Origin of the sequence: Desulfuribacillus stibiiarsenatis (genome assembly GCF_001742305.1) — a bacterium.
Classification (GTDB): Bacteria; Bacillota; Bacilli; order Desulfuribacillales; family Desulfuribacillaceae; genus Desulfuribacillus_A; species Desulfuribacillus_A stibiiarsenatis.
This window is the reverse complement of the sequence record NZ_MJAT01000001.1, coordinates 326,927-352,685: the sequence shown is the minus strand read 5'-3', so window position 1 is coordinate 352,685 and position 25,759 is coordinate 326,927. Positions and strand designations below refer to the sequence as shown.

The following is a 25,759-nucleotide window of genomic DNA, read 5'->3' as shown; positions in this document are numbered from 1 at the left end:
AATATGGAAAATAATAATACTAATTGTAATTGCCTAACCATACCAATCACTACCCTTTCGTAATACCAGACTAGATTCGATTTTATTGTACCGATACCTTAAACTTATTTTCTAAATTCACATGTTCTTTTAAATCTTCATCCAAAGAAAAACCAGTGCTAGCAGTGAAAGTGTAGTTTCCACTCGGTAATTTCAATTCTTTCTCCGTATAATACTTTTTCCAAAATTCATCTTTAGGATCATCAGTATAACTACCCTCTTTAATAAATGGCAAAATATAGGTTTCGCCTTTTATTAGTCTCGTGGTAGTTAGTATAGTCAACACAATATTTTTATGATAATTTATACTACCATCAAAAATATTGTGGTTGAAATATGAGTGTCCCACTGACCATATTTGAACACTTTTCTTCTTACCTATGTATTCTAAAGTAGAGAAAATATCAATTTCTTCGTTTTCTTCAAATGATAATTTGCTAATATATGTGTTTACAATAAAATTTTCATCCTTATTAGTAAACAGGTGATAGCCTTCTTTAATCCTATCTACTGTGAATAATTCATAATTAGCTTTCTGAATTTCTTGCGTGCCATTAGATATTAAGCTTACCAATAGAGTGATTAATAAAACTATAATAATAGTTAAGTACCTTTTTATTTTCAAAATAGTCCCAACTCCAATCAATAGTTTGTATTTCAGGAGATAAATCCCTCGTATCCGTTGTATGTATTGTATGTATTGTATGTAATTTCCACATTAAACCACAAAACCCTTTTATAATTGAAATAGAAAAAACCACTTCCGCCTGGAAATGGTCAATTCATACCTCGCTTCTTCAGTAGAAGTAACTGAAATTCCTTCTCTAATTCCTCGGTTGGATTCATGCTTAATCGACTCAAAACTTCTGAGATTTTCATTTCAAGCAGCAGTTTTTCATCCGCTTGGTCGGGTCTGCTATTTTGCTTTTTCAACTGCTGAAATTGTTCAAGAGTTCCATCAAAAATCTCAATTTTACCGTTTTTTATGGACAATATTCGTGTAGCTAAATTCTTAATAAAACGTCGGTCATGTGAAACAAAAATTACTGTGCCCTCGTATTCCTTCAATAGAGATTCCAAGGCTTGCACAGCTTCAACATCTAAGAAGTTCGTTGGTTCATCTAGTATTAGAGTATTTACATCGCTTAGGAAGATTTTTGCTAAAGCTACTTTCACACGTTCTCCACCGCTTAGTACCACAACTTTTTTATGAACGTCCTCTCCAATAAAACCTAACCGTGCAAGTACTGTCCGAACCAGAGTCTCATCATGCTTTGAGTTAGACTTTGCATTTTCTAGAATCGACAGTTCTTTATCTATTATGTTAAGTGTTTGACTGAAATAGCCTATTTTCACTGATGGGGAGAACCGAATCCCATCTTCTTGATGGATTAGCTTGTGTAATAAAGTGGTCTTCCCACTTCCGTTTGCACCGGTAATCGCGAGTTTCTCTCCGCCTTTGGCAGAGAAGTTTGTTTCTTCCCATAATATTCTGTTGCCAACTATACCTTTGCTGTTTTGAACCGAAAGGATAGTACGGGAGTGAAAGTTCTCCCAGTTTGGTAGGTCCATTTTTATTGCGGATACAATTTTAACTGGCTCTACTTTTTCTAACTTTTCTAATCGGGTTTCTATGGCTTTTGCATTTTTTTGCAGCTTCTTTTGCTTTTGTGCGTAGTATGGCTTTGTTTTGCTAGCTTCGATATTACTGACGTTTTTGGGAGTTTTGACCGCTTTGGCCGCTTTTTGTTCCTTTAATAATATCGCTGATTCTAACTGCTTTTTCTTCGCCATGTAGTTCTCATAAGCTAATTCTCTTTGACGTTGTTCGATAGCTTTATGTTCCATGTAGTCTGTATAATTCCCATGGTACTCAGTGAGTTCACCTTCATTAATTTCCCATATCTTAGTACATAGTGCATCGAGAAAAGTTCGATCATGAGATATGACGACGAAAGCACCTTTCCACTGGATGAGTTTCTTTTCTAACCACTCAATGTGCTCTGCGTCAAGGTGAGTTGTTGGCTCATCTGCTAACAAAAGCTCAGGCGCCTTAATAATTGCTTCATTGATATACGCTTGCGTCACTTCTCCACCACTTTTGGTTGTCTTTGTCTCTTTAAGCTGTGGTAATAGTTCCACGTAAGCATAGTGCGTAACGTTCCCGTAATCAGGTTTTATAATATTTGCTAAAACATGTAGCAACGTTGTCTTACCGCTGCCATTATGGCCTACTAGACCGATTCGGTCATTTTTGTGAATTTGTAGATGATTAATATTTAATAATAGTCGATCTTTTATATAATGATTAAGATTGTGCGCTTCAAGTAATATCATACCGTCATCCCCATTCGATTTTTTAGGGACAAAAAATGCCCCATCTATATCAGAATAGGGGCATGGGTATAGTAAGACGCACAGATAAAAACACTTGGGTCACAACTATAGAAATCCAATCCTATTCTGAAAACTGTGTTGAAGGCAATACAAAATAAGCAGAATTATTCTCTACTTAAAATTCCTTCAGTTCAAGCTTTCGATCTTAGGATTAGTACTTCATGTTCGTTGCGTCACCCTTCCCGTGGTTGCTATACATTTCACTTTATATGATATCCTTCTCAATGTCAATTCGTACCATTATTAGAGATTTCGTTTCTGTATTCATCCTTACTGCTGCTGAATTGTTTGAATCATTTCCATTACTGTTTCTTCATCAATTCCAGTAACAACTACCCATCCGTCAATCAAGGTATTATTCACAATTGGTGAGGATATTAACTCGTCTTTATAGTAGATATGAATAGGCTTCCCTAGATTTTCTTCTGTCATTTTTGCTAGTTTCTTAGGGTCCTTGAATTTCATTAAGAACTCATTGATCCCATCCATCTCTTGAGTTTTTGCCTCTTTAGCTACCAAATCATACTCTGTAGCTAATACCGTTCCATTCTCTGCTTTAAATGCTATTTGCGCAGGTTCTTGAATTGTCTTTTGACATCCTATTACCATTGTAATTAGAACTATACAAATAGTCGTTATGATCATTCTTTTCATGAAAAAACTCCCTTTTCTTTCATTCGTATACAATCTAAGGATTTACTTAAAATGTTTAACTGCTCATTGATACTGTTTAGAAACTCTTTCTTCCTTAATTCTATAATTCTTCCAATAATTCCTTTATTCTAAAGTTTTAGAAAACTAAGTGCTTGTAAGAGGCAAAAAAATACCCAAAAATCCTATTTTGGGAAGTTGGGCGGATATGTAAACACATCATTTTCTTTGTTTTAGCAATAATATAGGCAACAAAGTAAGTAGGAGGAACGTATATGAAAAGTATTATTATTCTCTTTTTCATTATGATATTAACATTTGTCCCTCAAAGTAACGCAACAGCAGAGGAGCTTGGCGATTTTAAAAAAGGTATTCCATGTACTTACATTCCAGCAGATCTTTTGATGGGAAACCCCAATTACTGTACCTGATTTGCATGCCTAATCTCATATACCACATAAATGAATACATTAAACTACTTTGACCATTTCAACATATAATAATATAATATATAGAGAATTATAAAACAAGGGGGCAATCACTATGAAACTTATGTCTAATGAAAGAATAAAAAAATCTATGTTAAACGTCAGAGCTACCCTTGGCGTAGAAGGTATTAAAATGAATAGACGTTCGGTTGTATATGGTACAAAATATCTAAGAGGTCAAATGACAAGCGAGCAGGCTATTAATAATATTACTGATTACATCTTAAGCAAATATAGAAAGTAAATTATGTCCTTTAAATACGATTCTTCAAAATCTAAATATTGCTACCCTGGCATTGATATATTAATTAATAAATTGGACATTAAAGATGAAAAAATTTTAAATGAAGCAGAGAGTCTTTATACAGCTCAAAGGTTATTAGAACTTGAGTCTACGCCAATTAAAGGAACTTTTGACCTTCATCATTTACAGAAAATTCATCATTATATCTTTCAAGATTTATATCCTTTTGCTGGTAAACTTCGAGAAGAAAACATTTCAAAGGGAATGACAAGTTTCGCTTCTTTTCAATATATCGAGCCATGTGCTAAGGATTTGTTTGATAAGTTAAAATCAGATAACTATTTGAAAGATACCACACTAGAAGGATTTTCTGTTAATTCAGCCTTCTATATGGCTGAACTAAATATGCTGCACCCATTTCGTGAAGGAAACGGACGCTCAATAAGAGAGTTTTTACGGTGTTTAGCTTTAAACTGTAATTATAACCTCCAATGGACTGCTGTTGGTGAAGACGAACTTCTCGAAGCATTTATAGAATCAATAATAGATTATAAGCGCTTAGCCGATTGTATTAAACGTACAATTAGTGACTGACATGTAGGCAGGTAAGATGCAATTTATCTTACCTGCTTTTTATGTGCTTTTATAGTATGTTTCGTCAAACCGTATCTTCGCGAACATAGACTATCCTCAATACTACTTTGCAAGTTCGTCTCTAGAAACAATAACCCATCCATTGGACACAAGCTTCTCCATGTAAGAGGCTACTTCTATATCCTGTAGCTCTATAACCATTGGTGCTAAAGAAACCCAGCATTCATCATTTGCATAACTGATTGTGACTTTCACGACTTCATATCCATTGTGGAATTTCGGGTCGAAACCAGGATCGTCAATTATATCCCCTATGTTCGGACGAATAGCAGATTCAAATGTTTTCATGAACACTTCATAGATATGCTTCTCTTCTTTTGAACTGACAAATATTATTAAATTGATCTTCATTCTTACACCACTCCTATAAAATCATGTAACAAAATTTCTTCTAGATTACCTTACTATCATTCATTTTATGTCAACATGTACCACCAATCAAGAAACTAATGAAAAAAAACTGAACTCATTCGCCTATAACAATCATAGAACAGGCTGAGTTCAGTTATATTTTCTATATTTAGAATTACTTCTCCATTGTCGACAAGTCGCCAGTTGGAAGGTTTAACTCCCAAGCCTTTAGTACACGGCGCATGATTTTACCGCTTCGAGTCTTCGGTAGTCCGTCTTTGAACTCGATTTCCCTTGGAGCAGCGTGAGCAGCTAAACCGTTCTTAACAAATTGGCGAATCTCTTCTTTCAACTCATCACTTGGCTCATAGCCTGCACGTAATGAGATAAATGCTTTAATGATTTCTCCACGCATAGGGTCTGGCTTACCGATAACGCCAGCTTCTGCAACGGCAGGATGTTCTACTAATTTACTCTCTACTTCAAATGGACCTACGCGTTCCCCTGCTGTGTTAATAACGTCGTCAACACGGCCTTGGAACCAGAAGTAACCGTCTTCATCTTTGTATGCGGAGTCTCCAGAGATGTACCAAGGTTGGAAGTGGAAATACTCACTGTATTTCGCATCGTTGTTCCAAATCTTGCGCATCATGGAAGGCCATCCAGCTTTTATAGCAAGGTTACCCATTTGATTCGGACCAAGCTCTTTTCCGCTATCGTCTACAATTGTAGCAACGATACCTGGGAACGGCTTACCCATAGATCCAGGGCGAATATCCATGCTAGGGAAGTTTACGATCATTTGTCCGCCTGTTTCTGTCATCCACCAAGTGTCATGAATCCTTTTCTTAAATGTCTTTAATCCCCAACGAATAACTTCTGCGTTCAGAGGTTCTCCTACACTTAAAATGTGACGAATCGAGCTTAAGTCATAATTCTCAATAATGTCTGATCCTTTTGACATTAACATACGGAACGCTGTTGGCGCACTGTACCAGATTGTTACTTTATACTTCTCTAACGTTGTATACCAGTCCTCTGGGCTGAAACGACCACCACGAATTACGTTCGTAATTCCATGTAGCCATGGAGCAAATGTACCATAGGATGTACCTGTTACCCAACCTGGGTCAGCCGTGCACCAGTACACATCACCAGGCTTGAAGTCTAGTACCCATTTCGCCGTTTGATAGTGTTGAATCATTGCATTGTGAACGTGCAGAACACCCTTCGGCTTACCTGTAGAACCAGATGTGTAATGTAACAGCATGCCATCTTCACGATTCAACCATTCAACTTCTGCTTCTGTAGATGCCTGTGTTAGTTCTTCAGCAAAGTCATAGAATGATGTCTTTTCGTCGTTCTCGTTCTTATCTTTATTTAAGTTCGTAACGATTACATGCTTTAAATCTGGTAGGTCTTTATATGCAATACGGTCAACAAGTGCGCTCGTTGTTATAATAGCAACAGCAGCACTATCCATCATGCGGTCTGTTACAGCGTTTTCCATAAATGCTTCGAATAGTGGTCCTACAATGGCGCCGATTTTCAACGAACCAAGTAGAGCTATGTATAGCTCAGGGCTACGATTCATGAAGATGAAGACTCTATCACCTTTACCAATGCCTTTATTGCGTAGCACATTCGCAAACTGGTTGGACTTTGCTTTTAAATCAGCAAACGTTAAGATTTGTTCGCGGCTTGTATCAGAGTATATCAAAGCAACTTTGTCACCATTTCCGTTTTCCACGTGACGGTCAATTGCTTCATATACGATATTTACTTTGTTCGTCTCATTCCAGGAAAAGTTCTTCTCAACCTCTTCCCATGAAAAATTCTCATAAGCCTCTTCATAACTTCTCAAGTTGCAATCTGTATCAACCGCAGCAATAATTTCTTTTTCCATAATGGACCCCCTGTTCTTTTCCTCTACCTTTTTGTGTGGTAAAATATACTATAAATATCTAACTTATTTATATTCTTATACTATCTGTTATATAACATTTTAATATAGTATGTCAATAGTATTCTATGATATAGTACAGTTAAGGAGGAAACAAATGAATAAAAATTATTTTTCCTCGGAAGTGGATCTTGGGAGCGGTAAATCACTAACGATTGCAGGACCTTTAGCCCCAGATACGATTCGCGAATTAGAGTTTCACCATGAGCTAGTTGCCTTCCGAACTCCAGCAGAACAAAAGACTGCTCTTATTGAAATTTCCGAACTACCAGAAGGCAGAATTATCGGCGCCATCGACGGTAATACATTAGTCGGCTATATCACGTTCCACTACCCTGACCCTTTTGAACGATGGGCAGAAGGCAATATGGACGATCTGTTAGAATTAGGTGCAATCGAAGTTTCTAAGGAATACCGCGCGTTTGGTCTAGCGAAGAAAATGATGAAAATCGCATTTATGGACCCTGAAATGGATAACTTCATTGTCATATCGACTGAATACTACTGGCATTGGGATTTGAAGAATACTGGTTTATCGGTATGGGATTACCGCAAAATTATGGAGAAAATTATGAGTAGCGTAGGGATGGAGTATTTTGCAACCGATGACCCTGAAATTTGCTCTCATCCAGCTAACCTCTTGATGGCAAGGATTGGTCCGAATGTTCCGATGGAATCGATGGAGACCTTTGATAATTTACGCTTTAAAAATCGACATATGTTCTAGTGGGGGATAAATATGTTAATCGAAGAAATCATGAAAAAGAACGTTGTCACTGCATCACCGGAAGACTCTTTAGCTACCGCATTAAGAATTTCCAAAGAAAATCGAATTCGTCATTTACCTGTTGTAGAAAATCAAGTGCTTGTAGGTATGATTTCTGACCGTGATTTACGAGATGTATGTCCTTCCCGTTTGGTGAATGAAGATCAAGATGATCTATTACAACGTACAAAATTAAAAGATATTATGATAACGAATGTAATTACTGCTCATCCGTTGGATTTCGTAGAAGATGCTGCTAGTGTCATTTATGAGTTTAGGATTGGATGCCTCCCCGTGATTCAAAAGGGAAAGCTTGTAGGTATTGTCACGGAAACTGATATCCTACACACATTAGTTGAGTTAATGGGTGTGAACCAACCAAGCTCGCATATCGAAGTTGATGTGACAGATAAACCTGGAATGCTTGCAGAAGTCGCTTTGATTTTCAAAAACTTAAATATTAATGTTACAAGTGTTTATCTAAAACCAAGCAAGAAAACAGGTCAGAAGACATTAGTGTTCCGCGTGCAAACCATGGACCCAAGGCGTATTTGTACTGCAATCGAGAAAGCTGGTTACACAGTGAAAGGTCCGTTAGGGCTATCTATGGATGGGCTATGTAATGAGCGGTAAGAGTCTATTGCTACATGACGCCTTATATTATCAATATTGTTTTGGCGAGGAACATCCCTTTAATCCCGTACGTTTGCAAATGACGTTAGATTTAATGCAATCTATGAAGATCATCGAGTCAAATCAGATTCTTACACCTGTGCTTCCATCTGATGAAATGTTAGGTACGGTTCACAGTAAAGAATATATCGATGCCGTGAAGCATGCTTCTACTACTCCAGACTACATGTCATCAACATATGGTTTAGGGACAGATGATACGCCTACATTCTTAGATATGCACCGAGTAACATCTCTAATCGTCGGTGGTACTGTGCAAGCTGCAGAAATGGTGATGGAAGGTCAGTGTCATCACGCCCTTAACCTTGGTGGTGGCTTACACCACTCATTCGCCGATAAAGCCTCAGGGTTCTGTGTATATAACGATGCTGCCATAGCAATCAAGCACTTACAATTAAAATATAACGCAAAGGTTCTATACCTTGACACGGATGCTCATCACGGGGATGGTGTGCAATCTATCTTTTATCATGATCCGAACGTCATGACAATTTCCTTTCACGAGACGGGGAAGTATCTATTCCCAGGAACCGGTAATATCCATGAACGCGGGGAAGGCGATGGTTTTGGATATTCTTATAATATTCCCTTAGAGCCGTTTACTGAAGATGAATCTTTTAAGGAAGCTTTGTACGAAGTATTGCCAGCCGTCATGGAAAATTTCAAACCAGATATTATCATTAGCCAAAACGGTTGTGATGCCCATTATCTGGATCCCTTAACGCACTTATATTCTACGATTAATATATTCGCTGAAATACCTAAGCTTGTGCATCAGTTAGCGCACACATACTGTCAAGGAAGATGGGTCGCCATTGGTGGCGGGGGATATGACTTATGGAGAGTTGTTCCTAGAGCTTGGTCATTACTCTGGGCAGAAATGAATCATCAAGATATTCGGGAAGCACCAATCCCGAAGAGTTGGATTGACAAATGGTCTGTGAATGCACCTGTGGCCCTTCCTCACTCTATGAAAGATCCAGAGAAAATGTATGAGCCAGTGCCTCGCAAACCGGAAATCGATGAGAAGAACTTATTAACAGTCAAGAAGGTCCTTCATAAGTTGTAAGAGTTCCATTGTCCTTTCAATGGATAAACGAAAATGCCCGACTTTGGGGTAACCACCCTTGAGTCAGGCATTTTTTTGCTTACGTATACTATTCACTAAATTTTAATTCCTACTTTGACTTAATAGTTCTTCATCAGTTAACTTCCCAACAATAATAACAACTCTTCGGTTCAAAGCACGATCATCGGCCGTAACATTGGATGCAATCGGCTTAAATTCTGCAAACCCTAACGCTGTGAAACGGTCAGGGGCCATTTGATGCTGTGTGATGAAGTAACGAACAACTTTCGTAGAACGAGCAGCAGATAATTCCCAGTTTGAAGGAAACTGTGCCGTCGATATCGGTCGGTTGTCTGTATGTCCTTCGATTTCAATAGGATTTGGCATATTCTGAATCAGCTGTCCGACACGAGCGAGGAATGGTATACCTTCTGGCTTAATGTCCGCCCGTCCCGAATCAAACAATACACGATCACGAATTTCAAGAGTTACACCTTTATCATCGCGACTAGCAGAAATAACGGTTTCTAATTTATTCTCTTCTAGATACTGTTTAATGGCTTCATATAACGTATCTAGTTGTTGTTCTTGAAGTGCTGCAACCTCGTCTTGCTTTTGTTCCTCATCTTTACTATGTTTATCCTCATCTAGTGGCACATTCGTATTCGCGTGCAGTGGTGGGTCAGGAGAAATGATGTTAACCCCACCTTCAACAATACTCTTCTTCCGGAACGAATCAGAAATCGCTTTAAATTTAACTACATCAATCGTAGAGAATGCGAACAATAGGATGAAAAAGCACAATAACAATGTTACTAAGTCAGAAAAAGTAACCATCCATGCGGGTGCTCCACCAGACGCCTGTTTACGCTTACCCACGGTCATCTTCCCCTTGCTCGTCTTTCTTATCGTAGATTTCTCGCTCTGCAGTAGATAAGAAAGCTTTTAATTTCTCCTCTAAGATTTTAGGGTTTTGTCCAGATTGAACACCTAGAACACCCTCGATTGCAATTTGTCGAATAAATATTTCACGCTCACTTTTATTCGTAAGCTTGCCCGCTAATGGTATGAATACTAAGTTTGCAATTAAGGAACCATAAAAAGTCGTAATGAGTGCAATCGCCATTTTCGGACCAATTGTATCAGGGTTCTCAAGGTTACCAAGCATGAGAACTAGTCCAATAATTGTACCTAACATACCGAAGGCAGGAGCCATTTCTCCTCCTTTTACTAATATATTAATACCTTTTTGGTGACGTTCTTCAACAGCAATGACTTCCGCCTGCATAATTTCTTTAATTAGTTCTGGCTCAGTACCGTCAACGGCTAGCATAACCCCTTTTTTTATAAAAGGATCTGCAAGCTCATCTGCTTCTTGCTCTAATGCAAGTAATCCCTCACGGCGTGCTTTTGACGCTAAATTAGCAAACGTTTGAATTAATCCAATAATTTCAAAATCCTTTTCGTAGAAAGCCTGTTTCATAATACCTATAAGGCCTTTCATTTCTTTCATGGTAAAGTTTATTGCTAATGCACAAAATAAACCACCAACAACGATAAAAAGTGATGATGCACTGACGAATGCCATTATTCCAGAAAACTGATAGTCTGCTCCCATAAACATCGCAATAGCTAAGATCGTTATTCCTGCAAACATCCCACCAGCAGTTAGTACATCAAATTTGCCCATGAAACCTCTCCTAATCTATCTATCATCTTAATTTTTAAGCAAAAAAATACAGATATATGTATAATTTTATCACATTTTGTTATAGAAGTGATATTTTTTTTACAATTGGTAGTTATGTAATATTCAGGGGACAAATAAATTAGGCCGGGAGAATCACTCCCGGCATTTGTATATAGTTATATTATAGTGTATTGAGCTACGTTGTACACTTTTTGAAAGCTTTACTTGTTCTTAAGCATTTCAAAAACTTGCTGTACGTCTTTATCTCCACGACCAGAAAGATTCACAATTATCGTTTGGTCTTTTGACATTTGTGGCGCTAATTTTATAGCGTACGCTACTGCGTGGGAACTTTCTAAGGCAGGGATGATACCTTCTAATTTCGATAACTGTTGAAACGCATCAAGAGCTTCTTTATCCGTTACTGCCACGTATTCCCCACGTTCCGATGCTTTTAAAAAGCTGTGTTCAGGACCAACACCGGGATAATCTAGGCCTGCAGCTATTGAATGCGTCTTTTTCGGATTGCCTTGTTCGTCTTGTACTACATAGCATTTGAAACCATGGATAAGACCTGGCGAACCAGCAACTAATGGTGCCGCATGGAGTCCATCTTCAATTCCAGTTCCACCTGGTTCAACACCAATGATTTTCACTTCTTTATCGTCTACAAACGGATGAAATAATCCTATAGCGTTACTGCCACCACCAACACAAGCCATAACGACATCTGGTAGCTTGCCTTCTTTTTCAAGAATCTGTTGACGTGCCTCACGACCAATAATCGATTGGAAGTATCGTACAATCATCGGATAGGGATGCGGACCAACAGCAGATCCAAGCATATAATAGGTATTCTCATAATTCATCATAAGATCCTTTAGCGCCTCATCTACTGCTTCCTTCAACGTTCTGCTTCCAGAAGTAGCCGGTACGACTTTCGCGCCGAGCAACTCCATACGGAACACATTCAATGCTTGACGTTTCGTATCCTCTTCTCCCATGTATATGACACATTCCATACCAAACATGGCACATGCCGTTGCTGTCGCAACACCATGTTGGCCAGCACCTGTCTCTGCAATGACGCGCTTAGCACCCATTCTCTTCGCTAGTAATGTCTGTCCTAGCACGTTATTGATTTTATGTGAACCAGTATGGTTTAGTTCTTCTCTTTTTAAATAAATCTTTGCTCCACCAAGCTTTTCCGTTAAACGCTCTGCGAGATACAACGGGTTAGGACGGCCAACATATTCACGATTGTAGTAATCAAGTTCAGCAATAAATTCTGGATCGTCTTTATACTTGTAGAAGGATTCTTCAATATGGTTCAATGCTTTTTGAAGTTCCTCAGGTACAAAGCTACCACCAAACTCCCCGTAATATCCAGTTTCTCTTTTCATTTCTTTTTCCACTAGTCTCATCTCCTCTAAATTCATTCCTCTACTTATGCTGTGTTCACAAACTATTCTGACAGTTTGTTGCGCATTATTCATAATTATTCGATTCTTTTTCGTTTTTTCCTTCTTGTGTGAATAAATTTAATTCGTAAATTACATTTACCATAAATAGCCGCTTTAGGTTATAGTCTGACAAAACATTACGTACCTCGTTATTAAGTATGTGTTAATAAATGTAAAAAAAGAAAGCCACCTGATTGAATCAAGTGACTCTCATTTTATCATTATTATTGTTGTTGCTTACTGTATTCGTACTTTTCGTTTAAGATTTCTTGAACGTGACCCACATTACCGTGGCAAGTTAAGCAACCTTCAACGTTTTCTGTGTACTTCGCATGTCTATCGATAAGATCTTTATTCTCATCAGTAGCTGGTTCGAAGTGACAGGCAATACATTTTTCTTCCTTAAATTTAACTGGTAACTTATCATGCCATGGATCTACCATTCCAGTAGCAGTTAAGAAAACTTTCTTAATCCCTACAGTCTTATCCATGATAAGTCCCTTTGTATGACAAGTAATACAGTTAACTTCAGGATGCTGTCCTACCATCCAAGAGTTTTCTTCATAAGTATGGCATAGAACGCAGAATGCATTTGTAGAGGTATACTTGATCGCTCCTACACTACCACCGATAATAACTACAGCAGCTATAATTCCAATAATCCATAATTTCTTTTTATCGAATTTTGCCATTTGTCTTACCTCCTTCCTTTCAGTTAACTTCGTATAATGTTCGAAAAAAATTCACATTTCATATTCTATATTACTAAAACAAGCATGATGTTTCAAGTACTTAGTAAAAAAACAATTTTATTTGTGGCATATGCCCCTAAACGAATAAAGACTCTTATTGTAAAAATATTGCATTATATCAAATGATTATAATTGTATTGTTTATTTCTATATTGTGACATAATATTGACGGTTTATTCATTGCTTACAATTTACAATTCATATATAGATTTGTAATGCATTGTTCCATTTTCCGAAATATACGTACTGAGTGTATTTCCATGCATCATCGGTGTTTTTATAAAAGAAATCTCAGCGGATATTTCAAATTGTTTTTTGATATATGTATAAAACGGTGTTCCAAGAAAGCTAACACATGTCATAAATGCTCCTATTTGAATAAATTGCCTTCGTGTTTTTCTCATTTCATCCGCACCCCCATAATCACAATAATCATATTCCTTTAGCTTTGCACTAATTTATTAAAAATGAGCACCCCAGAGGCGCCCATTTTTACTGGTCCATACTTTATTACATAGAAGCTTCGAAAGTTTTGCAATCTGTTTCTTCTTGAGAAGAAGCTCTGTTTCCTTTTTGGCTCACTACATAAATTGAGTCTGCATCACACTTGTTTCCTTGAGTCCAATATACGCAGTTGTTCACTTCACATAATACGTCTTTAGCCATTAATCAACACCTCCTTCTTTTATAATGATGTCCTGAATGAATCATAATCATCCTTTGTATATCTTGTGTGTTTAGTTAAGATTTAACAAACAAAACAACTACCTAATGTATAGAAATTGGTATAAAAAAAGCATGGGCATCTTACGATGCCCATGCTTTTTTTAGTCTACCAAACGAATATTGTCTAAATTCGCTTGTAATGATTTTCTTACTGATAATATATATTCTTGTCGTAATATTAACTGTTCTTGTTTCTCTTCACGGTTGAGCCCACACTCTTTGGATTTCTTAGCTAGTTCGTTAATGCGGTGTATTTTCTCGTTAGTAATCAATTGGAAACCCTCCACGATCTTAGGATGTTTGAACATATCCTAACACGTTTTAAGGACAATCGCAACTCCACTTCGACTATAGCTGTCTCAGTTAGCGTAAGAAAGGTTTTAACTGATTGCAAAGGTTCTCGATTTCTTCTGGATTTAATTGTTGAGCTGCATCACATAGTGCCACTGGTGGGTTCGGATGATGCTCTACCATAATTCCATCTGCTCCAGCTGCTAAAGCTGCTTTCGATGTAGGGACGACGATGTCCTTACGTCCTGTGGAATGGCTTACATCTACAAGAACTGGTAAGTGAGATTCGTTCTTCAAGATTGGAACTGCTGAGATATCTAATGTATTTCTTGTTGCACGCTCATATGTGCGAATTCCACGCTCACATAATATAACTTGGCTATTACCATGTGAAACTACATATTCCGCAGCGAATAAAAATTCTTCTAATGTAGCAGCAAGACCACGCTTTAGAATTATCGGAATATTCGCTTCACCTGCTACTTTTAATAATTCGAAGTTCTGCATGTTTCTTGCGCCGATTTGAATCATATCGATATATTTATGAGCCATTTCCATTTCATTCGGGCTCACGATTTCACTGACTACGATCATATCTAGTTCGTCAGCAACTTTACGTAGAATTTGCAGCCCTTCTTCCCCAAGACCTTGGAAGTCGTAAGGAGATGTTCTAGGCTTATATGCGCCCCCACGAAGTAGTCTAACACCTAGCGATTTTAATTTCTCTGCAGCAGCTCTTGTTTGCTCATAGGTTTCCACAGCGCACGGCCCTGCGATAATCACTTTTTCCTCGCCACCAATTGTAAGACCTTTAATTTCAATCACTGTATCTGTACGCTTAATTTTACGGCTTACAAGGAGTTCTTTCTGTTGATCAATCTTTTGTAAATCTAATGATGCTTTGAAAATTTGTTTAAACAAATGACGGATTGTATCATCAGAGAAAGGTCCCTTATTTAATTGTACTAATTCTTCTAACATCTGGCTTTCACGGACTGGATCAAAGCGCTTTGTGCCAATCTTAGCTTTAACCTTTCCGATGTCAGTAACAATCTCTGCTCTCTTTGTCATAAGCTCTAACAACTCAACATTAATCTCATCTAACTTACTTCTTAAACTCTTTAGCTCTTCTGCACTCATGATATTACCTCCTATGATTTTACCTGTTTTTTTATAACTCAGCGAGAACTTCACGGAATTCTTTAATGAATGTTTCGTTTTCTTTTTGTGTACCAAATGTTACACGAATATACGTTGGTTGCCCAAATATATCACCTGTGCGGATAATTACGCCGCGGTGTAATAGCTTAGTAAAGACTTGCTTAGAATCCTTCTTCGTATCGACAAACACGAAGTTCGCTTGAGATGGAATGTATGTTAATCCCAATTCTTCAAATGCCTTATATAGTAATGCTTTGCCATCTTCTACAACTTTCTTACTTTGTTGGACATGCTTCTCATCTGCTAAAGCAGCAACAGCAGCTACTTGGGCAAAACTGTTGACGTTAAAAGGTTCTCTTACACGGTTAATATAATGAATTAGGTCCTTATGAGCAACTCCATACCCTACGCGGTACGCTGCTAGACCATATATTTTGGAAAACGTGCGTAGCACAACTACTGGATAATCCTGAATATATTGAACGCCGTCAGGATAATCTTGCGCATCAGCGTACTCAAAATACGCTTCATCGATGACGACTACTATATCATTCGGTATACTTGTTAGGATTTTCTCTAGTTCTGTTTTCGCTAAATACGTTCCTGTCGGATTATTAGGACTACATAAGAACATCATCTTTGTTTTTGGAGTAACGGCCCCAATCATAGCATCAGCGTCATAGGTGAAATCCGATTTTAAAGGAATTCCTTTTACTGTTGCGTTCATTACCGTTGCCGCAAACCAATACTCAGAAAATGAAGGTGTCGGTGCTATCACTTCATCCCCTTGATTTAGGAATGCTTCTGCTAGTAATTTAATGATTTCATCAGATCCATTTCCAACAATTAGTTCTTCTGTGGATATGTTTAGTTTCTGAGCTAACGCTTGCTTTAATTCATAACAATTACCATCAGGATAAATATGGCTATTATCGAGGAGCTTTCTTGTCGCTTCCTTAGAAGCTTCCGATGCACCAATTGGATTTTCATTGGATGCTAATTTAATTACTTCCGTTAAACCCAATTCACGTTTTACTTCTTCAATTGGTTTCCCTGGTACATAAGGCTTTAAATCATGTAAACAGTTTCTTACAAATCTCGATAAATTCTTTGACACCATGGTTATCCTCCTCAATATCTGAAAAAATAGAATCAAAAAAACCCATGAAACATCCCATTTCGGGACGAAACATAGGTTCCGCGGTACCACCCGAGTTATAGCTATTATAACAATAGCAATCACTCAAATATCCGATATAACGCTCGGCACGATCAGCCTACTACTTTCAGCCGTTAGCTCAGGAGTGAATTTCAACTTAGTAATGTCTAAGGTGCTTCCAGTCAATGACACCTATTCCCTTGTAGATTTTCTAAGTTTACTTAGTTCCTTCATAGCAATGCAATGCTGCATATTCTTAATTTTTAGAATTATATCACGATTCCATGTATTATGCAATACGCAAAGCAATTCTATACAGATATCAATTTGGGACAATTGTTATAGAATCTTACTATTCCAAATGTGAAACTACATCGACTAATATCAACATCTTTATTGATTAGGCGTCAAGTAAAATGAAAAATAAAGAGGTAAAATGAAAAATTTATCGAATTAATGGATATTGCACAAAATAGGTTTAGAGGTGAATGATATGAACGATCAGAATTCCCCAATATTTGCTTTAGATATAGGTACTCGAAGTATCGTAGGAATTCTTGCGATTCCAGAGGAAGATAAACTGTCGATTCAAGCTTGTGAGGTAATCGAACACCAAGAGCGATCGATGCTTGACGGTCAAATCCATGATGTAATTAAGGTTTCGGAAGTCATTCAAAAAATTAAGACACGGATTGAAAACCAGACGAATATTACTTTAACGCATGCTTCAGTAGCAGCTGCAGGAAGATCTCTAAAAACAGTACGCACAAAGATTTCCCGGGTAATTAAAGATCAGCCTTTTACTACTAGAGATGAAGTCGTTGCATTTGAACTAGAAGCAGTGCAACAGGCACAGAAAATTCTTGTAAAAGAAAACGAAGGAATCGACAAAACGAAGTATCATTGTGTTGGATATTCGATTGTAGAGTACACGTTAGACGATATCCCGATTGGAAGTATCATCGACCAATTTGGAGAAAAAGCGACAATTGATGTGATTGCTACATTCCTCCCAAAAATCGTTGTAGATTCTTTGCAGGCGGCATTAGATCGTGCAGGATTGGAGATTTCAGCCTTAACCCTAGAGCCAATAGCAGCCATTAACGTGTTAATTCCTGCTACCATGCGCAAATTAAACTTAGCGTTAGTGGATATTGGTGCCGGGACATCAGATATCGCCCTTACCGCCGAAGGTACCGTTACCGCTTACGCAATGGTACCGATTGCTGGTGATGAGATTACGGAAGCAATCAGCCAGAAATATCTATTAGATTTTAACGTTGCGGAAGAACTGAAACGTTCCCTACATAATGAAACCGTTATCTATGAAGATGTGCTTGGCTTCCCTTATGAAGCTGCGAGTAAAGAGATTATTTCAGAAATTCGAGGCACTGTTGAAAACTTAGCGAAGAAAATTGCAGAGAAGATTTTAGAGTTAAATAAACAAAGTCCACAAGCGGTAATGTTGGTAGGCGGCGGAAGTATGACTCCGTTGTTGCCGGAGTTATTAGCACAGCAACTACATTTGCCGAAAGAGCGTGTAGCTGTACGTGGTGCTGATGCGATTAAGAATTTAATTGGTGACCATAATCTATTAAAAGGCCCTGAAGCCGTTACACCTGTAGGGATTGTCATGTCAGCCAAGTCTCACAAAATTGATTTTATAAATTTAATTGTCAATCAAAAGAAAATTCGCGTCTTTGATTTAAAGAAACTAACTGTTGGCGATGCTTTAATTGCTGCAGGCATCGACATGAATAAGCTACACGGTAAGCCTGGAATGGCTCTTAGCGTGGAAGTAAATGGCCATTTACGCATGATACGAGGTGAGCTAGGAACTCCAGCGAAAATCATTTTAAACGGCAATATCGCATCATTAGAAAGTCCTGTACAGGAAGGCGATGAACTAATCGTCGAACAAGGCAAAGACGGACAAGATGCATCTGCAATGCTGGCAGACATTTTAACAATGGAAGATTTAAAACCACTCACAATTTATTACAATCGAGAACGTAAAGAGCTACCGGTATTATTGTTCAAGAATGGTCAAGCTACAGAGTTAAGCACACCTTTGCAAGATCGTGATCAGTTTCTCTGCTATCCACCTTCAACCGTTAAAGAAGCGATGGAAGCATGTGGTGTTACGGACTTTGATTTCTCCAATAAGGACATGACCGTTACTATCAACGGACAAGAGAAGCGATTCCCAGGTAGTAGCACAGATTCCCGCACTATATATATCAATGACCAAGTAGGTACATTACGCCAAAGGGTGCGCGAAGGTGACCAAATTGAAGTTCGCAATACGACTGCTAAGGAGCTTTCAATCACTGATGTTGTGGAACCAGAATTACTACGGAGCTTCGAGGTTTCTGTCCGTGTGAATCAAGAGACGATTACGATGAAGCACCCAGGCATAAGTGTAACGTTAAATGGTGCGCCAGCAAAACTGGATTCACGCGTAAAAGATCTGGACTCGATTTCAATCATACGTAAAGAGCATATTCAAATCATGTTTAACGATATATTTAAATATATAGATATTATGTCGAAGAAACCAAAGGATTCTAGTCGACTGCGAATGACCCTGAATCATATGCCAGCTACTTTCGATGCATCGATTAAGACCGGCGATGTCATCGAACTAGAATGGATTGAATCTTAAACCTTCCGCAGCTTAAATAAAATAATTTTTCAAAAAAGTCAGAAAACTGGCAGGATAACCTCTCTTTTTGTAGAATTACAGAGTTTTAAGTTCATATGAAATGTAAAGAAAACTTAGTTCAAAGCTTGGCGTTACGAATACTTCTACTTTCACCTAAGGGTACGTAATGGTTCTAACTATTTTAAGAATAGAAAAACCATTCTGTAGAGTGGGAGTATTCGTAACGCCGCTGAGATAAAAGTTCTATAAAGAGAGGGGATTTTTATGCATTTTAATACAGAAATAGAGACAATGGAACGGTCGAATCTGGAAGCGTTGCAATTACAGAAATTGCAGAAAATGCTTACACGTATTTACGATAACGTTCCTTTTTATCGTCAAAAATTTGATGATTTGAACATCAAACCTGCTGACATCCAATCCTTAGAAGATTTACAAAAACTCCCGTTTACAACGAAACAGGATTTGCGTGACCACTATCCGTTTGGTCTTTTTGCTGCTACTAAGAAAGATATTGTGCGTTTACATGCTTCCTCGGGTACAACTGGCAATCCTACGGTGGTTGGATACACCAAAGGTGATATTGAGGTCTGGAAAGAACTTATGGCCCGCGCTCTAACCTCCTACGGTGCAACCCCTGAGAGTGTCGTACAGAACTCTTATGGCTATGGTCTATTTACTGGCGGAATTGGCGTACATTATGGAGCCGAGCATCTAGGTGCAACTGTAGTACCGATTTCCGGCGGGAACACGAAACGACAAATCAAACTGATGCATGATTTCCAGGCAACTGTATTATGCTGCACCCCTTCATATGCCCTGTTTTTAGCCGAGGTCCTTGCAGAATCAGATATACCCCGTGAAGATTTGCATTTGAAAATCGGTGTCTTTGGTGCTGAGCCTTGGTCCGAGAAAATGCGTAAGGAAATTGAGGATCGCATGCAAATTGATGCATATGATATCTATGGTCTTAGTGAAATCATGGGGCCAGGTGTGGCTGCTGAATGTCATGAGAAGAATGGTTTACATATTTTTGAAGATCACTTTATTGCGGAGATTATCAATCCTGATACGGGAGAAGTACTTCCTTATGGCGAAGAAGGTGAATTAGTCATTACGACAATTTCTAAAGAAGGTATCCCGATGCTACGCTACCGTACTCGCGACATTACCCGTCTAACAATCGACCCATGTTCGTGCGGGCGTAGTCATGTGAAAATGACGCGTGTCACTGGACGTTCTGACGATATGTTAATTATTCGCGGGGTGAACGTCTTCCCTTCTCAAGTGGAAAGCGTCCTTCTATCAATTGGTGATACAGAGCCGCATTACCTACTAATCGTCGAACGTAAGGGTAACTTAGATGAGCTTGAAATTCTCGTGGAAGTATCTGAATCCATGTTCTCCGACAAGATTAAGCGCTTGGAAGAGTTAGAACGTACGATTCGCAAGGAACTTGACAGTATCTTAGGCATCTCAGCAAAAATTCGACTTGTAGAGCCTAAGACAATCGAGCGTAGCGAAGGCAAGGCAAAACGTATTATCGATAAAAGAAACCTATAAAGAAAACCCCATAAGAAAGGTGATGCTTATGTTAGTCAAACAAATCTCTGTGTTTCTTGAAAACAAGTCTGGTAGATTAGCAGATGTAACGAAGACATTAGGTGATAACAGTATCAACATCCGTGCATTGTCGATTGCAGACACTACTGATTTTGGAATTTTACGATTGATTGTTAATAAGCCAGATCAAGCCTATGATGTACTCAAAGGCAAAGGATTTACAGTCAGTGAGACGGATGTAATTGCGGTAGAGATTGACGATCAACCGGGTGGACTAAGCCGAGTGCTACAAATTCTTGATGATAACTCGATTAACATCGAATACTTATATGCGTTTCTAGAGAAAAAGAACAACGAAGCGCTAGTTGTGTTCCGTGTAGAAACCGTCGAAAAGGCAATTGAAACGCTTTTGGCTAACCAAGTCAATGTATTAAAGGGTGCACAGGTCTATCAATTATAGTTGATCCTTAAAGATATCAACATAATTGACATATTAAGATTATTTCTTCCATTTGATGTCCTATAACATAGCAAAATCTATATTTTTCTGTACTAAAGAGCCAAATGGCTCTTTTTCTTTTTTTCTCTTAAAATTCTAACTATTTTGAAAAAAAGGACTGACAAAGGAGCTCGTCTTCTGTTATAATCATAAAAAATCACTTTATCGCTTTAAAGCTGTTATGCTTTTGGGTTTTTAAGCGAGATGGTAAAACAGATATATGGGAGGCCCACTAATGAGAAAAATATTAACTTTGATGCTAATCATTTCCATGGTAGCATTCGTGTTCACAGGCTGTTCATCAGCAAAACCAACCAGTGAAAGTGGCGGAAAAAACATTAAGCTTAACTTTGCTACTTTTTGGCCAAGTGAAGACTTTCAGGTTGCTGATGGTCATAAGGCTTGGGTAGAAGAAATTAAGAACCGTGTCGAGGCAGAAACGCCACACACGATTGATATCGTATTGCATCCAGGTGGATCATTATTAGGAGCAACAGAAATCTATGCAGGTGTATCTGACGGTATTGCCGACATTGGTACAACAGCACCTTCTTATACTCCAGGAGTATTCCCAGCTACTTCCGCTTTTGAACTACCAGGCTTAAAAAATGATAACGCCCTTGTCGCTTCTTTAGCAATTCAAGAAGCATTTGATACATACGAAGCAATCCAAAAGGAATACAAAGATGTTAAGGTGATGCACTTCTGGGCAACTGGGCCTGGGGATATCATCAGTAATAAGCCAATAAATACATTAGAAGATGTAAAAGGCATGGAAATTCGTGTTGCAGGCGGTTCCGTTCCGGTTATTCAAGCACTTGGTGGTACACCTGTATCGATGTCAATGAGCGAAGCATATTTAGCTCTAGACTCTGGGATTGTAAAAGGTATTCTAGGACCTACTGATATTTTAAAAGGCTTTAAGATTGCTGAAGTAACGAAGAACGTTGTTAAAGCACCATCACTTTACAATATTGTTTTCGTAAAAGTAATGAACCAAAAGACGTGGGATTCCTTACCTGCTGATGTTCAAAAGATATTCGATGAAGTCAACGCAGAATTTGTGAAAAAATATGGCACCTTACGAGCAGAGCATGCAATAGTTGGTCTTCAATACGCAATTGAGAAACACGGTATGAACGTCATTGAGCTTTCTCCTGAAGAAGAGAAGAAATGGTTAGATGCCATCAGTAATGTACAAGACAAATGGGCTACTGATGTATCGAAAAACGGAGTCAATGGTCAAGACGTCCTGAAAAAGGTTCGTGAACTGGACGAAAAATACTCAGCACAATACGGAAACGAATTTAAGTAATACGGGAGGGTTTCTGCAATGAATTCTTTAGAAAGAATAATAGCGGCAATTTCCCTTCGCTTTGCTCAGATTGCTCAGATTGCTTTGGTTGCTGTTATGCTCTTAATCGTATCGAACATTATTATGCGAATTATATGGAAGCCAATACCTGGGACAGTAGAAATTGTTGAAATCTTAGGGGCCGTTATTGTTGGCCTTGGCTTAGCACATACCTTACAGACGAAGGGACATATATTTGTTAGTATCTTCGTCGAAAAATTATCAAAACGCAAGCAAGGAATTGTCGACACTTTTACCAACACATTCGTATTAACAGTTACTACATTACTAGCTTATCAAACCTTTAGTTATGGTGTAAGAATGTCAGATCGAGGACTTACAACGGGCCATTTAGGGATTCCTATGGGCCCGGTCTTTTATCTGATTGCTCTTGGATTTCTCATTCTTGCTGTTGTGGTATGTAAAGATTGGGTAAAATCATTTATCGCCATTATAAAAGGAGACCAGCCATGACACCAGTAGAAATTGCCATATTATCGATTATAATTCTTTTCTTATTCTTATCTTTAAGAATGCCTGTTGCCTTTATTATGCTAGTGATTGGTATGGGCGGTTACACTTATCTTACAAATATGAACGCTGCGATATCGCTAGCAACACAAACACTTTATAGTAACTTTGCATCCTATTCCTTAATTGTGGTTCCACTTTTCGTATGGATGGGATTCATTGCGTACTATTCAGGGCTAAGTTCGAAAATTTTCGATGCTACGTATAAAATTGTTGGCAACCTTCCTGGTGGCCTTGCGATTGCTACCGTCGTAGCATGTACAGCCTTTGGTGCGATTTGTGGTTCAACGACTGCAACAGCGGCTACGATGAGTGCCGTTGCTTTACCAGAAATGAATCGTTATAACTACAAGCGTTCATTCTCTACAGCTGCCATTGCTTCCTCAGCTATTATAGGGGTTATGATTCCTCCCAGTGTCATCTTCATTTTATACGGAGTAGCCACAGGAGAATCTATTTCTAAGCTTTTCTTAGCTGGGATATTGCCAGGGATTTTGTTAATGGTTGCGTTCATGGTTACCATATATATTAAAGCAGTACGCGATCCTGAAGCTGCACCAGCAGGTCCTTATGTACCTTTTAAAGAGAAAATACGGGCGTTATTTTCCGGTGGTATGGAAGTCGTTGTGATTTTCGTAGCTGTTATGGGTGGGTTATTTGGAGAATTATTCACACCTACCGAAGCAGGTGCCGTTGGCGTTTTCGCAACCTTAGCTGTGTCTGTGGCACGTAGGTCCTTAAGCTGGGATGGCTTTGTGAAGTCCCTAGAAGAAACAATCCGCTTATCGGCAATGATTCTATTCTTAGTAGCAACTGCTTTTATCTATAGTCGATTCCTCGCCATTACTGGATTACCGACGAGTATTGCAAGTCTAGCAGTAGAAGCTCCACTACCTCCCGTTATGGTTTTGATTTTAATATTGTTCGTGTACTTTTTACTAGGATTATTCATCGATGGCTTAGCACTTGTGTTAATGACAACACCGATTTTTTATCCGGTCGCTGTTGCCTTAGGATATGACCCAATATGGTTCGGTGTAATTGTTGTACTTGCACTTGGAATGGGGGTAATTACTCCACCAGTTGGTGCCAATGTGTATGTGGTAGCAGGAGTAGCTAAGGACGTAAACGTCATGGAAATATTTAGTGGGATATGGCCATTCTTATTTGCTATTATTGTCTGTATTGCCATTCTTATCGTGTTCCCACAAATCGCTTTATTATTTCCGCGTCTCTTATAAATTAGAAAAGGAGCTGTCAGCGGATGACATTTGAGCAAGATTTAAGAGAACTACAACTCTCTCGATTACAAGAAACTGTAGAACGAGTCTATGAAAGAGTGCCACATTACCGTGAGGCCTTTCAATCCCTTGGCATCACGCCGAAGGATATTCAGTCTTTAGATGATGTTCAGAAACTACCATTTACGGTGAAGGACGCTTTGCGAGACAATTATCCGTTTAATATGTTCGCTGCTGATATGGATGATATTGTGAGAGTACATGCTTCCTCTGGCACAACGGGGAAACCAACCGTCGTAGGCTATACCAAACGCGACTTAGATACTTGGTCGGAAGTAGTTGCTAGAATTGCCGAAAATGCTGGCGTAACATCTAAGGACCGAGCACAAGTATGCTTCGGATATGGGCTATTTACTGGAGGCTTTGGTCTACACTATGGACTGGAAAAGCTAGGTGCCTTAGTAATACCTGCTTCTGTTGGCCAAACGAAAAAACAAATTATGCTAATGCAGGACTTCAAAACGACCGTTTTAATCTGTACGCCTACCTATGCACTGCATTTAGTAGAAGTTATGGATGAGATGGGCATTGACCCTCGTAAGGATTTATCATTGCGGATTGGAATGTTTGGTTCTGAGCCGTGGTCAGATGATATGCGCAGAGAAATTGAGGACCGTTTAGGGATTATTGCTACAGATAACTACGGAATGAGTGAACTGATTGGACCAGGAGTTGCCGGTGAATGCCACTGCAAGAACGGAATGCATATCAATGAAGACCATTTCCTAGTAGAAGTCATTGATCCGGTAACAGAAAAACCCGTTCCTATTGGTGAGAAGGGCGAGCTAGTATTCACATCATTAACGAAAGAAGCATTCCCTGTAATTCGCTATCGAACACGCGATATTAGTAGGTTGATAGCAGAACCCTGTGAATGTGGCCGTACAAGCTTACGAATGGAAAAAGTTATGGGCAGAACAGACGATATGCTTGTCATTCGTGGTGTGAACGTCTTCCCTTCGCAAATTGAAAGTGTTCTATCAACTACAGAAGGCGTAACTACCCACTTCCAGATGATTGTTACTAGAAAAGGTCACTTAGATGCGATCGAAGTACAAGTAGAAATGGATCCAAGCTTCTTTACCGGAAACTACCGCGATTTAGAAAAGCTAGAGAAAAGAGTGCAAGACCAAATCAAAACCGTATTGTCCGTGTCAGCAAAGGTTCGTTTACTGGAACCGAAGTCTATTGAGCGTACCGCCGGTAAAGCAGTTCGTGTCATAGATCAACGGCATCTTAGTGTAGTTTAGTAGTTTACTAATACTCCTGGCTTATAGATAAAGAAAACA

Annotated in this window: 27 protein-coding genes and 1 other annotated feature; of the genes, 13 read left to right on the top strand and 14 right to left on the bottom strand. The window is 38.6% G+C overall.

The genetic code is table 11. The annotated features are described in order from the left end of the window. Positions 1-82: 82 nt before the first annotated feature. The 3 genes from BHU72_RS01570 to BHU72_RS01560 all read right to left on the bottom strand — a co-directional run bounded on the left by BHU72_RS01570 (position 83) and on the right by BHU72_RS01560 (position 3,090). Entirely contained in the window at positions 83-685 is a 603-nt protein-coding gene (locus BHU72_RS01570) for a hypothetical protein (protein WP_176720369.1), read from the bottom strand. A gap of 131 nt (positions 686-816) precedes the next feature. Further along, a complete protein-coding gene (locus BHU72_RS01565; protein WP_069700850.1) occupies positions 817-2,376 on the bottom strand; it encodes a Vga family ABC-F type ribosomal protection protein in 1,560 nt (519 codons plus the stop codon). Positions 2,377-2,706: 330 nt separating this feature from the next. Then, positions 2,707-3,090, bottom strand: coding sequence for a SecDF P1 head subdomain-containing protein (locus BHU72_RS01560; RefSeq protein WP_069700849.1), 384 nt, complete (start codon positions 3,088-3,090; stop codon positions 2,707-2,709). A 272-nt stretch (positions 3,091-3,362) separates the two neighbouring features. Here BHU72_RS01560 and BHU72_RS15700 point away from each other — a divergent pair, with 272 nt between their 5' ends. The 3 genes from BHU72_RS15700 (at position 3,363) to BHU72_RS01550 (ending at position 4,413) form a co-directional block, all read left to right on the top strand. After that, a complete protein-coding gene (locus tag BHU72_RS15700) occupies positions 3,363-3,518 on the top strand; it encodes a hypothetical protein (RefSeq protein ID WP_176720368.1) in 156 nt (51 codons plus the stop codon). A gap of 112 nt (positions 3,519-3,630) precedes the next feature. Beyond that, positions 3,631-3,819, top strand: a complete 189-nt coding sequence (locus tag BHU72_RS01555) for a hypothetical protein (protein WP_069700848.1) — start codon at positions 3,631-3,633, stop codon at positions 3,817-3,819. A 72-nt stretch (positions 3,820-3,891) separates the two neighbouring features. Beyond that, the gene (locus BHU72_RS01550) at positions 3,892-4,413 is read left to right on the top strand and encodes a Fic/DOC family protein (protein WP_176720367.1); all 522 of its coding nucleotides are present in this window, start codon (positions 3,892-3,894) and stop codon (positions 4,411-4,413) included. Positions 4,414-4,515: 102 nt separating this feature from the next. Here the strand turns inward: BHU72_RS01550 and BHU72_RS01545 are convergent, their stop codons facing one another. Then, on the bottom strand, positions 4,516-4,824 hold the full coding sequence (locus tag BHU72_RS01545; RefSeq protein ID WP_069700846.1) for a hypothetical protein: 309 nt from the start codon (positions 4,822-4,824) through the stop codon (positions 4,516-4,518). A 175-nt stretch (positions 4,825-4,999) separates the two neighbouring features. Beyond that, positions 5,000-6,730 (bottom strand): acetate--CoA ligase, encoded by a 1,731-nt coding sequence (gene acsA / locus BHU72_RS01540; protein WP_069700845.1) that lies wholly within the window; start codon positions 6,728-6,730, stop codon positions 5,000-5,002. Between the two features lie 154 nt (positions 6,731-6,884). Between acsA and BHU72_RS01535 the strand changes: the two genes are divergently transcribed. The 3 genes from BHU72_RS01535 to BHU72_RS01525 are packed head-to-tail and all read left to right on the top strand — an operon-like array spanning position 6,885 to position 9,315. Further along, positions 6,885-7,514: a GNAT family N-acetyltransferase gene (locus tag BHU72_RS01535; protein WP_069700844.1), complete on the top strand. Its 630-nt coding sequence runs from the start codon at positions 6,885-6,887 to the stop codon at positions 7,512-7,514. A 12-nt stretch (positions 7,515-7,526) separates the two neighbouring features. After that, positions 7,527-8,186 (top strand): acetoin utilization AcuB family protein, encoded by a 660-nt coding sequence (locus BHU72_RS01530; protein WP_069700843.1) that lies wholly within the window; start codon positions 7,527-7,529, stop codon positions 8,184-8,186. Continuing rightward, complete coding sequence (locus BHU72_RS01525; RefSeq protein ID WP_069700842.1) at positions 8,176-9,315, top strand: acetoin utilization protein AcuC; 1,140 nt, start codon at positions 8,176-8,178, stop codon at positions 9,313-9,315. Before BHU72_RS01530 ends, BHU72_RS01525 begins: the two co-directional genes overlap by 11 nt. Before the next feature lie 102 nt (positions 9,316-9,417). On the opposite strand, the gene BHU72_RS01520 is transcribed toward BHU72_RS01525, so the two are convergent. The 9 genes from BHU72_RS01520 to hisC form a co-directional block, all read right to left on the bottom strand. Continuing rightward, positions 9,418-10,194: a flagellar motor protein MotB gene (locus tag BHU72_RS01520; protein ID WP_176720365.1), complete on the bottom strand. Its 777-nt coding sequence runs from the start codon at positions 10,192-10,194 to the stop codon at positions 9,418-9,420. Continuing rightward, positions 10,187-11,005, bottom strand: a complete 819-nt coding sequence (locus BHU72_RS01515; protein ID WP_069700840.1) for a MotA/TolQ/ExbB proton channel family protein — start codon at positions 11,003-11,005, stop codon at positions 10,187-10,189. The genes BHU72_RS01520 and BHU72_RS01515 overlap by 8 nt, the downstream gene beginning before the upstream one ends. Before the next feature lie 221 nt (positions 11,006-11,226). Then, on the bottom strand, positions 11,227-12,408 hold the full coding sequence (trpB, locus tag BHU72_RS01510) for a tryptophan synthase subunit beta (RefSeq protein ID WP_069700931.1): 1,182 nt from the start codon (positions 12,406-12,408) through the stop codon (positions 11,227-11,229). Positions 12,409-12,692: 284 nt separating this feature from the next. Beyond that, positions 12,693-13,160 carry a NapC/NirT family cytochrome c gene (locus BHU72_RS01505; protein WP_069700839.1) on the bottom strand — a complete coding sequence of 156 codons (468 nt, stop codon included), beginning with the start codon at positions 13,158-13,160 and terminating at the stop codon, positions 12,693-12,695. Between the two features lie 251 nt (positions 13,161-13,411). Beyond that, positions 13,412-13,624 carry a hypothetical protein gene (locus tag BHU72_RS01500; protein WP_069700838.1) on the bottom strand — a complete coding sequence of 71 codons (213 nt, stop codon included), beginning with the start codon at positions 13,622-13,624 and terminating at the stop codon, positions 13,412-13,414. A 106-nt stretch (positions 13,625-13,730) separates the two neighbouring features. Then, on the bottom strand, positions 13,731-13,886 hold the full coding sequence (locus BHU72_RS01495) for a DUF1540 domain-containing protein (RefSeq protein ID WP_069700837.1): 156 nt from the start codon (positions 13,884-13,886) through the stop codon (positions 13,731-13,733). Positions 13,887-14,047: 161 nt separating this feature from the next. Continuing rightward, positions 14,048-14,218: a DUF896 domain-containing protein gene (locus tag BHU72_RS15305; RefSeq protein ID WP_083248184.1), complete on the bottom strand. Its 171-nt coding sequence runs from the start codon at positions 14,216-14,218 to the stop codon at positions 14,048-14,050. Positions 14,219-14,309: 91 nt separating this feature from the next. After that, positions 14,310-15,377 carry a bifunctional 3-deoxy-7-phosphoheptulonate synthase/chorismate mutase gene (locus BHU72_RS01490; protein ID WP_069700836.1) on the bottom strand — a complete coding sequence of 356 codons (1,068 nt, stop codon included), beginning with the start codon at positions 15,375-15,377 and terminating at the stop codon, positions 14,310-14,312. A gap of 31 nt (positions 15,378-15,408) precedes the next feature. Beyond that, entirely contained in the window at positions 15,409-16,518 is a 1,110-nt protein-coding gene (gene hisC / locus BHU72_RS01485) for a histidinol-phosphate transaminase (RefSeq protein WP_069700835.1), read from the bottom strand. A 57-nt stretch (positions 16,519-16,575) separates the two neighbouring features. Beyond that, positions 16,576-16,800: a binding site (T-box leader), on the bottom strand. 250 nt (positions 16,801-17,050) lie between these two features. On the opposite strand from hisC, the gene BHU72_RS01480 reads away from it, so the two are divergent. The 7 genes from BHU72_RS01480 to BHU72_RS01450 all read left to right on the top strand — a co-directional run bounded on the left by BHU72_RS01480 (position 17,051) and on the right by BHU72_RS01450 (position 25,720). Then, complete coding sequence (locus tag BHU72_RS01480) at positions 17,051-19,222, top strand: cell division protein FtsA (protein WP_069700834.1); 2,172 nt, start codon at positions 17,051-17,053, stop codon at positions 19,220-19,222. A gap of 264 nt (positions 19,223-19,486) precedes the next feature. Then, positions 19,487-20,785, top strand: coding sequence for a phenylacetate--CoA ligase family protein (locus BHU72_RS01475; RefSeq protein ID WP_069700833.1), 1,299 nt, complete (start codon positions 19,487-19,489; stop codon positions 20,783-20,785). Between the two features lie 28 nt (positions 20,786-20,813). Continuing rightward, positions 20,814-21,245, top strand: coding sequence for an ACT domain-containing protein (locus BHU72_RS01470; protein WP_069700832.1), 432 nt, complete (start codon positions 20,814-20,816; stop codon positions 21,243-21,245). Positions 21,246-21,519: 274 nt separating this feature from the next. Then, the gene (locus tag BHU72_RS01465; RefSeq protein ID WP_069700831.1) at positions 21,520-22,599 is read left to right on the top strand and encodes a TRAP transporter substrate-binding protein; all 1,080 of its coding nucleotides are present in this window, start codon (positions 21,520-21,522) and stop codon (positions 22,597-22,599) included. Positions 22,600-22,617: 18 nt separating this feature from the next. After that, complete coding sequence (locus BHU72_RS01460; RefSeq protein ID WP_069700830.1) at positions 22,618-23,112, top strand: TRAP transporter small permease; 495 nt, start codon at positions 22,618-22,620, stop codon at positions 23,110-23,112. Beyond that, on the top strand, positions 23,109-24,410 hold the full coding sequence (locus BHU72_RS01455; RefSeq protein WP_069700829.1) for a TRAP transporter large permease: 1,302 nt from the start codon (positions 23,109-23,111) through the stop codon (positions 24,408-24,410). Before BHU72_RS01460 ends, BHU72_RS01455 begins: the two co-directional genes overlap by 4 nt. Positions 24,411-24,433: 23 nt before the next feature. Then, on the top strand, positions 24,434-25,720 hold the full coding sequence (locus BHU72_RS01450; protein WP_069700828.1) for a phenylacetate--CoA ligase family protein: 1,287 nt from the start codon (positions 24,434-24,436) through the stop codon (positions 25,718-25,720). The last annotated feature ends 39 nt before the right edge of the window (positions 25,721-25,759 follow it).